The organism is Natronocella acetinitrilica, from assembly GCF_024170285.1.
Classification (GTDB): domain Bacteria; phylum Pseudomonadota; class Gammaproteobacteria; order Nitrococcales; family Aquisalimonadaceae; genus Natronocella; species Natronocella acetinitrilica.
In genome coordinates this window covers 201,947-215,678 of sequence record NZ_JALJXV010000003.1, presented here as the reverse complement: position 1 = coordinate 215,678, position 13,732 = coordinate 201,947, and the positions used below count along the sequence as shown (strand labels likewise).

Here is a 13,732-nt window from a genome sequence, read left to right as displayed (position 1 = left end):
CTTCGAGGGGTGCGCCCATTACCGCACTTCCGCCGCCTTCTCGGCACGCATCCGCCTAAACCAGACGGGGCCCGCATCGCCCTGGTCATCCCCGCGCAGGAGAATCTCCCGCAGAAGCCCGATGCCAAGCGCGGCGCAGTCCTGCGGGCGTGCGCCTGACTGCTCCCGGCCAAGCAGCCAGCCGACCACCAGATGGCGCTCCTGGACGCTGAGCGGCGCAAGCAGCGCCTCATCCTCGGAAAGCGCGCCATGGGCAGCAAAGAAGTCGCGCTCCGCGAGCCACACGAGCATTGCGCGGGCGACGCGATCCGCCTGCCTGCAGAGCACCCTGGCAAGGATAACCGCACCCCCGGCCAGGAGCAGCGCGAATCCGGGCGAGTACAGCGCGGCAAGCATCACGGCCGGTGATGCGAGCACGAACTGATTGCGCCACAGACGCTCGCGCGCCTTCGGCAACCCCACGGTGAGGACAAGCTCTGCGATTGGCGTAGCGGCGAGCTTGTCGATCGCCTCAAGCCCTGGTGGGCAGCGCGTCGTCATCAGACACCCTCCCGATGACTCTCTGGCGGGCAGCGTCCCCCCGCGCGGGACAACCCGCCCGCAGGCGCTGCCCCCTGTCTCTGTCTGCTCATCATCCAACCGCCCCCAGAACGCCGCCAGACAGCGCTTGCGCTGCCGGCCACTGTGTGTTTTTTAGTATATCAATAATTAAATGAATCACAACGGCAATGCCCGGCGTCGCAGCCGGGCATTTTCCCTTGCCTATTCGACCTCAAACATGCGGTTCAGGATATCGGCGCGCTCCATCGAACTCTCGATGCGCTGGTTCTCAAGCTCACCGAGGGTGTTGAACCACGCCTCGGCGAGGTCGATCAGCGCGAGCAGGCTCTCGGTTCTGCGACCCTCGGTGAGAAACGCCTCGACACCCCGCAGCGTCTCAAGCTCGATTGCAATGCCACGCTCTGCCGCCACCAGCATCTCATCAACAAGGCGGCGTGTGGCCGCCGGATTGCGTGCCTGATCCGCCATCGCTCGAAGCTCCGGGCCGAAGTCGCCAAGCGCCTGGCGCCCGCGGGCGACATCGCGGTAGCCGCCGCGAAGCGCCTCCTCCATCGCGTCTGTCACGGCAAGGGCACTTTCGCCATCCTCCAGGCGATCAGCGATGCCATCAATGATGTGCGCGAGCGCCTCGCCCGAGTGCGACCCCGCACTGAGCAGGTAGCGGGAGACGCTCCCAGGCTCATGGATGCGCGCCTGGCGCCCAAAGCCCCGCGCCTGCTCCTCGATCATCACCCCGATGCGCCGAAAGCGCATCTCGGCAAACACCTCGCGCTCGATCTCCCGCCCGCTGAGATAGAGTGTCGTCTCGTGTGCCGTGTCCTCGATCATCTCCTCGACCATGGCAATGTGGCGCTCCATGTCCACAAGGAGCTCTTCGGCGAGCCCCGCCCAGCGGCCCTGCATGCGGCTGCGGTCCAAAAACTGCCGCAGGTGGTCGTCGAGTATCCTGTCGCGCGCGAAGCTGACGTATTGGCGGGCATCAACAAGACGACGCTCCACCAGGCGGCGCAGCTCCTCGTCACTCAGCTCGCCATCAGCGTGACGTTCAATGGCGAGCTCCACCTCATCGAGCGCCTCAAGCGCCGCGGTCGTCACCGGGGCGACGCGCGCCGACTCCATGGCAAGACTGGTGTACTGCTGCCCGCCCGGTGAGCCGTAGGCGCCCGCCACTTGCGAGACAAGCAGGCAGAGCCCTGCCAGACACACACCCAGGGCCTGCCGCATCCGCCCATGCCATTGCACTCCCATCCTGCCCACCCCGCCTTGTCTTGTGCTTTGACATCTATTTCTACCCGTTCGCCGCACGCACGTCCAGACCGGGCGGCCTGGCGCACCCGGCACAACGGTCAGGCGGTGCAGGGCTCTCTCGCCTCACCAGGGGTGTATTCGCATCAGCGGAATCGAACGGTCCCTTCAGGGGGATCCATGGACTGGCCCCGCTCCGCGGCGCCGTCAATCCGGTACCTGGCAAGCGCGAGGTGGCTACCCCCGAAGGGGCGGCTGGCTGCCTGCGGATGCGCGATTGCAACCGCAGGCAATCGACTACTGACCGGGGAGCACTGCCGCGCGTGCCGCGATCTCCGGCAGCAGGCAGTCGGCGACACCATCGCCCACCAGGCGGCCTCCCATGCAGCGGGTCTGGATACGGCGGCAGAGCGCGCGCAGCGACTCCTCGCGCAGCCGTCCGGCGAGCACCGCATCGGCAAAGCCCTTGACCAGGCCCTCGTCCGACCAGCTCTCCGGGTCCCGGCCCAGGGTCTGCTCGAACGCGTCACCCGTGTAGTGCAGGAGTGCGGCGTGGCGCGGCAGCGCCGCTTGCCCCGACACGGCAACCAGCACGTCACCGGTGGCGGCAGCCACCACCTTGCGCGTGCAGAGCCGGCCATCCAGATCGCGCCGGTAGGTCTCAACACGGCAGGGTGCGGTCAGGCGTAGCGCCCAGGCGTCAGGCAGCACCTGTCCATCAACCTTCTCGCAGCGCCCATGGAACACCACCGTCCCCGTCATGCCAAGGGTGCTCTCCTGCAGGCGGTGCGCCGAGCCCTGACGGATGCGGTTTGCCACCGCACCCATATCGAGCTGGTAGCGCGGAGCCTCGAGATCGGCGTAAAGACCGACCTGGCGCGCAGCACGCCCCCCATCGGCGACAAGGCGCAGCGGCTCACGGCTAAGCGGCAATCCGATCAGCTTGCCCTCAAGCACCGGGCAGGGTGTGACAAAGACAGCCGGATCCGGCAGGTATAGGGCAATGCGGCGCGGTGTGGCCAGCACATCCTCAATGGTTACAACGGCATCATGGGCAGTCACTGTGGCTCTCCGGGGTGGCAGCCGGCAGCAGCCGGTTGCGTTCACATGAGGCAAATCCTAACAGTGATTTAATTTGTTGTCTATTATTTATATGCCGAATGGGTGGACGCTGGCACAACGTGTTAGACTGGAGTTTCAGGATGCGGGAGGAAGGATGAGTCGCGAACCACTGCTGGTTGTCCTCGACATCGATGAGACGCTAATCCACACAACCTCGGCACTGGCGCAGCCCGGCATCAAGGCGCTCTCGCTTGCCAGACTCGGCATGGGAGAGCACTCACTGTTGCGGCCTGGCCTTGACGACTTTCTGCACCACGTCCACCGCCACTACCCGGTTGGCTATTACACCGCGGCCTCGCGCGACTATGCCGAGCATATCCTTGACGCCATCCTGCCGCGCCATGCCCGCCCCGCCTTTCTCCTCACGCGACGCAACTGCACGCTGCGCCATCGCCTTGAGGGTGGCTTTTTTGCCGCCGGCGGGCAGAGCGCCTTCCATGAGAAGAACCTTGCCAAGGTCAAGCGCTACGGCTTTCGGCTTGAGCGCACGGTGATGGTCGATGATCTGCCGATCGGGCTTCGCGGCAACTATGGCAACCTGGTGCCGATTCGCCCGTTTACCGGCGAGTCGGACGACGATCGCCTGCCGCGGCTTGCGCGCTTTCTCGATGCGCTCGCAGCGAAGCGCAACATGCGCTTTATCGAGAAGCGTGGCTGGGAGTCGGTCGATCCAGATGACTACCCGGAATGGATCATCGAGCGTCCCGCCTCGCTGCGCGCCCTGCGGGTGCGTGCAGCGCAGTCCGCCGCTGATTCGGCGCCGGAGCGCTAGCGCCCCTACCAGTAGCCGCGCAGCGGTCGCACGCCCCAGGCGAGCTCGCGCAGCGCCTCGATTGCCTGCTCCGGCGTCGCCCGCCGCGTCACCGCCATGTGGAAATCGAGACGCTCGCCACTGATCTCGATCACCGCCATAGCGGTCGCATAGCGCATACCGTTCACCGTGAAACCACTGGCAAGCGCGCCCTCGACCGCGGGCGGCCAGCGGAATCCTCCGCGTTCGTCGGCGTAGCGCCCGTCCGACACCTGCCCGGCCTCAAGGCTCAGCGGAAGGACGCAATCGTCCCGGTCCTCGGCAAGCGCCCCGCGCTCGATCAGGGCAAGCATCACCTCGACGCCATCGCGCATCCGCCTTGCCACGACGCCACAACCGAGGCGCTCGACTAGGAAGTCCTCCCAGTCAATGATTCGCACCCCAAGGGCCTCGAAGCGCTCCTCGGGCGGCACCCACTGCGGCGCATCCTCCGCCGCCGCGGCAGACCATAGCGGCAGCACAAGCACCGCTGTCACAAGCATTCCAATCACCGGTCGCATCACACCCCCATATCCCCTCGGCCAGCGCCTGCGCGCACTCCACGCCCAGACTACCCGATCGCCCCGCACAGCACGACATCGGCCGGGCTCGCCCACCCTGCCCGCAGCACGTCGTATACGCGGGGAGTGACTATCACATCGTCCCCCTGCGTCGCATGGCACGCGAAAACCCCGGCGTGCGACCGGCCCTGCTTGGCCCTGCCAGCTTCGAGCGATGGGACGCGCTGCGCGGTTTCCGCCACCGTGCGCGCCACCAGTACACCAACACACTCGACATGGAGCGCCTGCTCGAGTTGAGCGATCTTGCTTCACAGGCAGTCCGATCCCTTCACCGCGAGACGACGGCGCTTGCATCAGCGCTCGACTGGCTGGGGGAGGCTGACCCTGATGATCCGGACAATGTGCCTGGCGGATGATCAGGCGCCTTCCCGCTGACATCAAGCTGGGTTCGCCATCTGACATCGGCAGGCTGCGCGGCAGACACCGGACCGATGCCGGGTGCCGTCCGCGCAGCCCCAGGGCCTACGACTCGCGTCGGGCGAGGACCTCAAGCCAGGCGTCGACCTGCGCCTCGTTGGCCACGCAGTAGTAGCCCGCCTCATCGGGCGCGGAGACGGCGAGCAACATACAGCGCGCCAGCAGATCGGCAAAGCGCTGCGGCTCGGCACTGGTGAGCTGCGGGTGACCGGCGAGGAACTCGACCAGCGGCTCCATCGCCTCGCCACGGAACCCGCCAGCGCGCATGCGCTCGATCGCCTGTTCGAGCTCGCCTGTCAGGTGCAGGTGCTCGAAGTAGATGGTGGCATCGGCGAGGAACTCATCATGACCCGCGTCATCGCTGACGCGAACCATGATGGCCGGGGGCTCGTAGCCCGCCATGCTCAGCGCCCGGTGGATGATCTCGCGGAGCATAAGGCGCGGTGCCCACTCGCCGCCGATCGCCTTGATGATCTCCTCGAACACCCCCGGGCCGCTCGCCTCAAGCAGCGCCCGAATCTGCGCGACCGGACCCTGGTTGTTGATCTCGCGCGACACCGCTTCGGATGTGCCGATGTGGTCAAACACCAGGTCATCAAAGGCGAGGCAGAAGACATCCAGCCTGTCCTGATTGGTGGCATCGCGCAGATCGCCCACAAAGGCTTCAGCGGCAATGGCCGCGCGCCGGTCAGCCACCGGCTCATGCTCCCGCTTGCTGACGACGCCAACGGCGGTATTCCAGTCCCGCGCACCAAGGAGTGCCGCGGTCACCTCGTTCAGCCTCCCCTGGCGGAGATTGAGCGAGAGGCGATCACGCAACACCATGGCGATGCGATCCTTTGCGGCCAACAGTTCGGATTTGGATTCGATACGATCGATGAGCTTCATGGGTGTGGAGATCCTCTGGTCAGGGCGCGAAGGGGGAGTCCGTCCATTGCTCATGCGCCATACAGGGAGTCCGTGGGCATGGGCCGATCAGTGTCCTGCGCGTTTCACCAGACCCTCTCGGGCGGACGGGGCGGCCTCGCCAGGCCAGCAGGCGTCCTTCTGTCCACCTGTTATCTTTAATTATACAGTTATTAAACATGAAGTCAATGGGCGGCATGCGCATGCCTGACAGCATGCCGGGACGACGCGACAGCCAGCCCTCTGGCGCCATGCCAATGCCAGTCCGCTGCCTGCAGGGCGCTGGCGGCGACACCTGGCAAGTCAAAAGACAGCATGGCACTGACGCAACCAACCTGAGATCGTGCGGAGAGACCCCCGGCCATTTATAGATTGACATCATTATTTAATAATGCTAGTATTAAATCTCTCCCAACGACACGAGGCTCGACCCCATGGCGAAGACCATCCTGCGTACCGCCGCCTTCATTCGCCGCGAGGCGATGACGATCCTTGTCCTCATCGTTCTCGCTGGTATCGTGCACACCAGCTACGCGCGGGTCATCCCCGTGGAGGAGATCACCCGCTTTTGCATCGGGGCCTGCTAGCCGCGCGGGGCGGCCTTCGGGCCGCCCTTGCTGTTGCGCCCGCCCCCGCCAGAGCGGCCCCGCATCGCCACCGCCACACATGGCAGGCGCGCGCCTTGGGTGCCCCTGCAACCATCGGATGGGGACAGCGACACGCTGGCGCGCTAGGCCCTCCAGATCGTGGCAGCGTCCCCACAGTTCCCGCAGGTAGCGATGAATGCGGCACCGCTCTTGCTGACCCGTCCGTTGTGCGATCCACAGGCCCGACAGGCGCTTCGCATTGGCGTGTTGGTCGGGCACATCTGGCAGCGAAGGAAATACCCGTAGCGGCCCGACTGGGCGCTCAGACGGCGCCCTTCGCCACACTTCCTGCAGCGCAGAGCAGGCTCGGCACCCACCGAGAGGCGCTCGGCCGCGCCCGCCCCGGACGCCCCAGGGGCTTGCTCGCCGGCAGGCGCGCGGCCAGCCCCCGCCTTGCCCGCCGTGTAGCGAAGGAAGGCGATCAGTGTCGGCCACTCGTCCTCGGTAAACCGTGGCCAGGTAGTCAGCACGGCGCGCCGATCGATCACTCCGCGCAGTCGCTCACCCACAAACTCGGATTTCACGATTCGCTCCGAGATCTCCGCTGGCATCGTCTCACGGTGGATGATGGCACTACTTGAGACCGCGCAGAACGCATCCCACATCCGCCCGCCGAAGTAGCTCTGGAAGAGTCCGAATGCGATCTTGTCGAGCACGTGCGCCGCATGCGCATTCAGGTACTGCTCGAGCAGGCGCCTCTGCAGCTCGACCTGTCGCACCGGGGAGGGCATGCCGGACCAGCTGCCCCGATAACTCCTCGACCACTCGCCCTCCTTGTTGACCCGCACCTCGCCGTGAATGCTCTTCGACTCGACCAGGACAAAGCCCCTCGCATGCACGACCAGATGATCAATCTGCGCATGCTCTCCCTCGTGCGCGATGCGAAGATCATTAAAGACCGCAACATCGTCCCGCGCCGCAAACTCCCGCCTCAGATAAAAGGCAACATCGCGCTCCTGGCGCGCGCCGAATTCCTCGCGCACGTCGCGCGCAGGCCGCTCCTCCCGATCTTTCTCGATCATCCCCTGCCACCACCCTGATTTTTTATTTCCCCCATAATAGCCTGCTCCTGGCAGGCAGACAATCCACCAGGGATGCGGGTCGTCCGGTCCGCTGAAGCAGCCATCCCAGTTGAGCCGTGGATCGCCCTTCCGCGCGCGCCCCACGAAAAAGGGCGCGCCGCAGCGCACCCTTTCTGTGCCGGGAGACCCGGATGGACTACCAGCCGACGGTTCTGACCCACGCGACCTTCTCCTCCTTGCGCCCCGGGCCGAACGCCTTGGTGACATAGCCACCACCGCCGCCCTCGATCCCTGCGCCAGCGTCGATGTTGTACTCATCGTTGCCGATGATCTTCCCGCCGCTGCCGCGCGTCCACTTCACCGCTGCCAGCGCCTTGAATACGGCAGCCCCCAGGGTGCTCTCCCGCGCCCGCCGGCAGGCGTGGTTATTCCGGTCAACCCGCCAGGTCAGCGTGCGCTGCTCGTCATCGAGGCTGACGTAAAGGTCACCACTTGAGAACGCGAGGGTCTTGTTGGTCGCCGCAGGGATCAGCCGATCCAGCGTCTTTCTCTGCGGCTTGGGCGGGCGGCGAAACGCAATCATCTCGCACTCCTCGCGACTCAGGCCCGATTCATGGATGCCTGCCTGGTAGCTCACCAGGTAGCCTGCCATGAACACCCGCTCGATTTGCGCCTCGGTGCGCGCGGCCTGAAACTTTGGCTTCACCTCGGCTTCGAGTGCTGAGCCGTAATCGCCCAGATAACGGACGTTCCGCCTGCCCTTGTAGCGCGGGCCATGGAGTGCGCCATGGAGCTCAAGCGCGAGACTGTAGACGTCCTCGCGATAGCGGTTGTGCGCATCGCGGATCGCCTTTTTCACCCCGGCCCACTCGGCACTCGGGATGATGATCGTGCCAAACTCCGACTCATTTCTGCTCATGGGGCCTCCCGTTAGTCTTTTTTATTTTAATGTTTATTTATAATAATGTCAATCGCTGGCGGCACTTCGCCAGCGTACGCGAGCGCCGGTGCGCGCGGCAAGGCGTGAACTGGCGCGTTGTCCTCTCCCATCATAGCATGCGGCGACAGGCCAATAATCCGCCGCGCGTGCGTGCGCGGCGGCCGGTCAGTCGAAGCGTGTGCGCGTCAGCAGTGCGGTGAGCTTTGCCTGGGCGTCAGCAACGCCACCCTCGTCTATGACGAAGGCCATGACCACCGCGCGGCTCTCGACCAGCCAGATCGCCTGGAAGGCGATGCCAAAGGACTGCCCCGCCTCGCTAAAGCTCGTCGAGGCCCGGACGCCTTCATGGCCACGCATCGGCATGGGAATGGTCTCGCAGCCCGCACCGACCATCGAGAACATCCCCCTGCAGCCCTCGCGCATACCCGCGCGCCCATCAAAGGCGACCCCAGCCTCGTAGCGAATGATTGAGAAGCCCTCCTCCACACCCCAGCCGCGCCGATCGGCGGTGAAACCCTCGGTCCGCTCGTGGCCGGGCGTGTCCTCCATCCGCTCAACCACGAAGCGCGTGGGCGTCAGCACCCGCACCAGCCCCGGCAGGATGATCTGCTCGGAGAGCGCACCGTCCCAATCCCGGTCAAGGAGCTTCGCCAGCCGATCGCCCGTGGCATCAAGACCGCTCACCACCCGCGCGATCGAATCGGTATCGATGTAACCAACGCTCCCGGACCCCCCGCGCACGACCTCGCCGAACGCCGCCCCGCGCAGCAATGACTCGGTGGAGGCGAGCGCATCACCGACCACAGCCTCTCCGAACTGCGCGATCAGCGCCTCGGTTGCCCGCTCGAGCCCGGGTGTGCGCACCACCGCGCCCGCCTCGTTCGAGCGCTGCACACTCTCCCAGACTGCCCGCTGAAAGGCCACGTTCGCCTCCTGCCCCTCGCCGAGGTATCTGGCGAGTGCATCAAGACTGTCCGGGTCACCGCCAACCACCTTGCGCAATTGGCTCCAGAAATATGCGTGGATCTCCTGGTCAAGCCCGCCATCCACCGAGGCTACCCAGAGCAGCGTCTCCAGCGCCTCGCGCTCGGCCCGCTCATCGGCGCTCGCCGTCAGTGTCGCAACCAGTAGCACGCTGGCCGCTGCCAGCGTCAATGCCAAAAGCCTGATCCGTTGCCCCATCATGCCCACCCCCTTTCTTCTCTCAAGCGCCCAGTATAGCCGCGGGTCACGCAGCGATACGGGACTGGGTCACACTGACAGTGCCTCGCCGCGGTTGCGGCTACATCGGCACCGTGATCTGGACGTGGAGCATGCCGTTGAAGCTATCCCCGACATCCGGCAGGCCGGTGATGTTGAGCCCAATGCCCCGGTGGGCCTCGATGGTCAGTGTCGGTAGCGCCATCGGCAGGAAGATGTTGCCGCCGTCGACCGACATGGCGCGGTAGGCGGCACCGACGAACGCCCCGCCGCTGATATGCCCGAAGCCGTTCTTCGCGAAGATATACTGCCGCGTGTAGCCCGCGTACCCGCCCCAGCTGTAGAAACTGTCCTCAAGCACCCCGATGACGATGCTCTCGCGCCAGTTGCCGCCATTGAGCGTGAGCTGCACCCCCGCCCCCTCATTCATCTCGTTCCACTGGAAGTCCCGGTTGTGGTGGCGCGACCAGTGGTTGGTAAAGGCGGGGAGTTGCATGCGGTACTCGCCACGCTCCAGGTAGCTGCCAATGGCCAGGCCGTGCATATTGGCGACCGCCACACCCGGCAGGCCAACCAGCATGAGCATGAGCGTGACAATTGTCTTTTTCAGCATGGCAGTCTCTCCTGTTCAACTGCCATTTATTATACGCTTTATTATTATAATGTCAATTAAATAGCTGCTAATTAATTAACACACAATGATCTGCCTCCAGTCGGGGATTCGTCTCTCAGGTGACAGCTTGCCTCGGCCTGTCGCGGGTGGCGACGAGCGACTCGGCTCAAGCGGGTTTGCTGGCGTTGCGACAGCGTGTTGCCATGCGGATACCGACAGTGGTCAGTAGCATGGCGGTCCTGCTGCACCGCCAGGAATGGGACGGCCCTGAGCCAGCCCGGTGGCTGCTCTCAGGGCCGCTGGCGGCGTTTTGCCTGGGGCACCAGGGCCTCAGGCGGGCTTTGCTCACCGGCTCTCCAGCATCTGCATGGCGTCGGTGTGCCCCTGGGCCGCCGCGCGCTCATACCAGTGCCGGGCCTGCCCGCTGAGCCACTCACTGTGGCCCCTGCCATAGAACCGGACGAGCCCCCCTCGCCTGTCACCGAGCAACTGCTCCCAGGCTTGCTGATACCAGTACTCAGCCTGCAGGTAATCCCCTCCAAGCGAGTAGAGTCTTGCGAGAGTGTCCTGCGCCTGCGGCAGCCCCCTCTCGGCGGCCTGGCGCAGGCGGACCTTTGCCGCGCGGAGTGCGTCGGCATCCCCCCCATGCTCCCGAAGTTTCCGTCCGTCGTCGGTGTACTGCGTTATGACATCGACCTGCTCCAAATGAATCAGCGCACGGGTGTACTGTGCCAGGGCATCGTCGAGCTCAGCGGCTCGATCCACCCAGAAAAGGAGCCGCTCTCGCTCTTGCTGCATGAGCGAGAGATATCTCATCGCCGGCGTATAGGATCGCTCCGCTGCGGCGAGGAGCCACCGCCTTGCCTCATTCTCGTCATGCTCAAGGCCCAGGCCATAGAGATACATCCATCCGACGTGCTCCTGCGCCCATACCTCTCCAGCCTCCGCCGCGGCAAGCGGTTCGCTCACCAGGCGCTCGTAGTCATCTCCCCCGCCCCTGACCGCGTTAGCGTACCGCCATTCAACCGCATCGCCACCAAGCAACTGGTACCAAGCGGCCCGCTCAAAGAGCGCGGCGACAAGCGGATCCCCCCCGTCGCTGATCATTCCCGACGTCCGCCAGATCGCTGCGGCAAAACCTGCGCCGGGGCGCTCAAGGAGCCAGAGCGCCACCTCCTTGTCGCTCACCTCCATATTGATCGCGCGCTGATACCACGCCTCGTCAGTCTCGCGCTGCCAGGTCGGCGTGAGACTCAGCAAGGCCCGGCGCAGCCAGTAGCGCGCGCGCTCCTCATCCTCATCAACCCCCCGACCACTGGCGTAGGCTTGGCCGAGGGCTGTCTGCGCCCCGGCATGACCCTGTTCAGCGGCCGCCCGGAAGAGCTCCGCCGCCAGCACATCATCCTGCTCCACACCGTCCCCCCGCTGGTGGAGGTCGCCAAGCTCCCACTGCGCCCCAGCGTGGCCCTGATCGGCTGCCCGGCGCATCCAGTTGAGCCCCCGGGCAGCGTCCACGCGTGATCGTCCCACCAGCAGGTAGACCAGGCCGAGTGCGTACTGGGCATCCGCATCCCCGCGTGACGCCGCCACGCCATGGCGCTCAAGCGCTGGCAGATCGGCCGGCAGCGCAACACCCCAGCCATCATCGTAAAGGCGCCCAAGACGATACTGCGCCTCGGCATGCCCTTGCTCGGCCGCGCGGCTGTACCAGCGCAATGCGCGCTCAACGTCCTCCTCGACACCTCCGCCCGTCTCGTAGCCAAAGGCGAGGTTCAGCTGTGCGGCGGCGAGTCCCTGGTTCGCTGCGCGCCGCCACCAGCGCATGGCCTCCTCGTCGTTGCGGGTGACGCCGATGGCGTTATGAAAGGCGTTCCCGAGCCCAAACTCCCCGGCTGCACTGCCTGCCGCGGCCGAGCGCTCACACCAGGCAAGCGCCTCGTCGACGCGCTCCGCACGCACGAGCGCACGGCAGAGGTGCGCCTGCAGATCGGCGTCCTCCGGATCAGCGGCGACCGCGCGCTCGCAAAGCGGAACCGCACGCGCCGGGTCAATGTCCGCAAACGCGACACTCCCGACCGCCGCCTGCGCCGCACAGTCTTCGGCCACCGCCTGTGTCGTCGCCTGTACTGCGCCTGCAAACAAGGCGGCGCCCAAAAGCCCCACAACTCCCGCGACCCGTCCTTGCATGCAGCCCCCAGCGTCTCGGGGCCACTCGCCCCACGGGGCACCACCATTGACGCCCACCCCGACACTAGTGCGACTCAGGCCATCCTGACCACCCCCATTTGGGGGGTAGATGCGAGCACGCGCCCGGATCGCTTGCGCTTCGCGGCGCCTGTCGAGCGTGAGCTTGCCTGCGAAGCCCTCAGCGGGCGAGCGACGGGTGCTGCTCGATGAGCGCCTCGACCACATCCTCGGTCATGATCGGATTCGCCGCGAGTTCCTCGGCCGACCGTCCCCTGGCGCTCGCGAGGATCACGTCTGCGACCTGCCGTGGCGTTGGCTTTCGAATCCCGAGATCCTCGCGGACGTCACGGTCCTCAAGATCCCCCCAGGCGCCTTCGAACGCTTCCAGCAGCAGCCTCTCCAGGCCCTCGTCATCGGCATCGAGCAGGAACGCATCCAGTTGCTTGCGCCCCTCGCGCTCGGTGAGGCCCTTCGCTGCCTTGTGGCCAATCAGCCGCAGGGACTCGCGCAGGACCTTGCTCGCTGGCCGCGCCTCCCACTGCTCCCGGCGATTAGCGTCGGCGAGGAGCTCGACAGCAGCAATGCGCGCCGTGGTCTGTGTTGCTCCCGCCGTCGACTGACGGAAAAAGCGCAGCACCTCGAGATTCTCCTCCTCCGCAGGATAGTCCATGCCGATCACCTCGGAGGCCATGCCCTTGGTGAGCCCCCTTGGGTCAAGTGGCCAGCCCGCCTCCCTGATCACCGCGAGTTGCTTGTCCGTGGGTGCGTCAAAATACCAGGAGGCAAGCTCGCCGCTGCGCACCCCCGCCTCGCGCTCCTCCCGAAGCTGACGCCAGCGATGACGAAGCGGCGCGAGCTTCTCAGAAAGCGCAGCCTGGCGACGCGTCTCGCGCGCCCCGTCACCTGCTGCCGTCGTGCCCGCACGCCGTCCGCCTTGGCCCCCACCGCGGGTGGCCTCGCCAGCCGATCGCTTCCTGGTCGACCAGCCCACGAGCCCCACCGCAGCGATGACCATCAGCAGAATCCAGAATCCTTCCATCCACCTGCCCTCTTTCTCACCCGCCTGTCTCATGCACAAGCCTAGCGCCTTTTGACTGCCTGCACGAGTGGACACGCCCTCTCATGCCGAGACCGACAATGCGCACCCGACTGCCAATCGGGCCGTTGCCGGAAAACTAGCCCATACGGCTTGACTTTATTATTTAATTGTATTAATATTAAATCTCCCCAACGACAAAAGGCTTGCCTCCATGAGCAATCTCATCCAGCGTATCGCCGGCAGCATCCGTAACGAAGCCAACATCATCGTGCTGGTCCTCGCCGTGGCCGCCTACTACCATTTCGCCGGTGCGGGCACCCGCGTGGTGGAGGTGGTGAGTGCACCGCAGATCACCCCGGCCGCGGGTGTTGCACTCGTCACCGCGGGCGTCGCCGCGATGGTGCTCGCGCGCATCGTTCACCTGATCAGGCGCTAAAAGACGCGGGGCGGCCCCTGGCCGCC

Annotated in this window: 15 protein-coding genes; 4 read left to right on the top strand and 11 right to left on the bottom strand. The window is 65.5% G+C overall.

Annotated elements, in window-relative coordinates:
• Positions 1 to 18: 18 nt before the first annotated feature.
• The 3 genes from J2T57_RS06950 to J2T57_RS06940 form a co-directional block, all read right to left on the bottom strand.
• Positions 19 to 540, bottom strand: coding sequence for a hypothetical protein (locus tag J2T57_RS06950; RefSeq protein WP_253476220.1), 522 nt, complete (start codon positions 538 to 540; stop codon positions 19 to 21).
• A gap of 222 nt (positions 541 to 762) precedes the next feature.
• On the bottom strand, positions 763 to 1,809 hold the full coding sequence (locus J2T57_RS06945) for a hypothetical protein (RefSeq protein ID WP_253476218.1): 1,047 nt from the start codon (positions 1,807 to 1,809) through the stop codon (positions 763 to 765).
• 294 nt (positions 1,810 to 2,103) lie between these two features.
• A complete protein-coding gene (locus tag J2T57_RS06940) occupies positions 2,104 to 2,868 on the bottom strand; it encodes a hypothetical protein (protein WP_253476216.1) in 765 nt (254 codons plus the stop codon).
• 154 nt (positions 2,869 to 3,022) lie between these two features.
• On the opposite strand from J2T57_RS06940, the gene J2T57_RS06935 reads away from it, so the two are divergent.
• Positions 3,023 to 3,700, top strand: coding sequence for an HAD family hydrolase (locus J2T57_RS06935; RefSeq protein WP_253476214.1), 678 nt, complete (start codon positions 3,023 to 3,025; stop codon positions 3,698 to 3,700).
• Between the two features lie 5 nt (positions 3,701 to 3,705).
• On the opposite strand, the gene J2T57_RS06930 is transcribed toward J2T57_RS06935, so the two are convergent.
• Positions 3,706 to 4,221 (bottom strand): hypothetical protein, encoded by a 516-nt coding sequence (locus J2T57_RS06930; protein WP_253476212.1) that lies wholly within the window; start codon positions 4,219 to 4,221, stop codon positions 3,706 to 3,708.
• Here J2T57_RS06930 and J2T57_RS22390 point away from each other — a divergent pair.
• Positions 4,188 to 4,655 (top strand): ribonuclease toxin HepT-like protein, encoded by a 468-nt coding sequence (locus J2T57_RS22390; RefSeq protein ID WP_366519083.1) that lies wholly within the window; start codon positions 4,188 to 4,190, stop codon positions 4,653 to 4,655. The two genes, J2T57_RS06930 and J2T57_RS22390, sit on opposite strands and share 34 nt — an antisense overlap.
• A 106-nt stretch (positions 4,656 to 4,761) precedes the next feature.
• Here J2T57_RS22390 and J2T57_RS06920 read toward each other — a convergent pair whose 3' ends face one another.
• Positions 4,762 to 5,604 (bottom strand): hypothetical protein, encoded by an 843-nt coding sequence (locus J2T57_RS06920; protein ID WP_253476208.1) that lies wholly within the window; start codon positions 5,602 to 5,604, stop codon positions 4,762 to 4,764.
• Positions 5,605 to 6,056: 452 nt separating this feature from the next.
• Between J2T57_RS06920 and J2T57_RS06915 the strand changes: the two genes are divergently transcribed.
• Positions 6,057 to 6,209, top strand: coding sequence for a hypothetical protein (locus J2T57_RS06915; RefSeq protein ID WP_253476206.1), 153 nt, complete (start codon positions 6,057 to 6,059; stop codon positions 6,207 to 6,209).
• A gap of 143 nt (positions 6,210 to 6,352) precedes the next feature.
• On the opposite strand, the gene J2T57_RS06910 is transcribed toward J2T57_RS06915, so the two are convergent.
• From J2T57_RS06910 to J2T57_RS06885, 6 genes are all read right to left on the bottom strand, one after another.
• Positions 6,353 to 7,291: a nuclease-related domain-containing protein gene (locus tag J2T57_RS06910; RefSeq protein ID WP_253476204.1), complete on the bottom strand. Its 939-nt coding sequence runs from the start codon at positions 7,289 to 7,291 to the stop codon at positions 6,353 to 6,355.
• A gap of 196 nt (positions 7,292 to 7,487) precedes the next feature.
• Positions 7,488 to 8,210 (bottom strand): hypothetical protein, encoded by a 723-nt coding sequence (locus J2T57_RS06905; protein WP_253476202.1) that lies wholly within the window; start codon positions 8,208 to 8,210, stop codon positions 7,488 to 7,490.
• Positions 8,211 to 8,396: 186 nt separating this feature from the next.
• Complete coding sequence (locus J2T57_RS06900; protein WP_253476200.1) at positions 8,397 to 9,416, bottom strand: hypothetical protein; 1,020 nt, start codon at positions 9,414 to 9,416, stop codon at positions 8,397 to 8,399.
• Between the two features lie 97 nt (positions 9,417 to 9,513).
• The gene (locus tag J2T57_RS06895; RefSeq protein ID WP_253476198.1) at positions 9,514 to 10,044 is read right to left on the bottom strand and encodes a hypothetical protein; all 531 of its coding nucleotides are present in this window, start codon (positions 10,042 to 10,044) and stop codon (positions 9,514 to 9,516) included.
• A 345-nt stretch (positions 10,045 to 10,389) separates the two neighbouring features.
• The gene (locus J2T57_RS06890) at positions 10,390 to 12,231 is read right to left on the bottom strand and encodes a tetratricopeptide repeat protein (protein ID WP_253476196.1); all 1,842 of its coding nucleotides are present in this window, start codon (positions 12,229 to 12,231) and stop codon (positions 10,390 to 10,392) included.
• A gap of 178 nt (positions 12,232 to 12,409) precedes the next feature.
• A complete protein-coding gene (locus J2T57_RS06885) occupies positions 12,410 to 13,270 on the bottom strand; it encodes a hypothetical protein (protein ID WP_253476194.1) in 861 nt (286 codons plus the stop codon).
• 211 nt (positions 13,271 to 13,481) lie between these two features.
• On the opposite strand from J2T57_RS06885, the gene J2T57_RS06880 reads away from it, so the two are divergent.
• Positions 13,482 to 13,706 (top strand): hypothetical protein, encoded by a 225-nt coding sequence (locus tag J2T57_RS06880; protein WP_253476192.1) that lies wholly within the window; start codon positions 13,482 to 13,484, stop codon positions 13,704 to 13,706.
• The last annotated feature ends 26 nt before the right edge of the window (positions 13,707 to 13,732 follow it).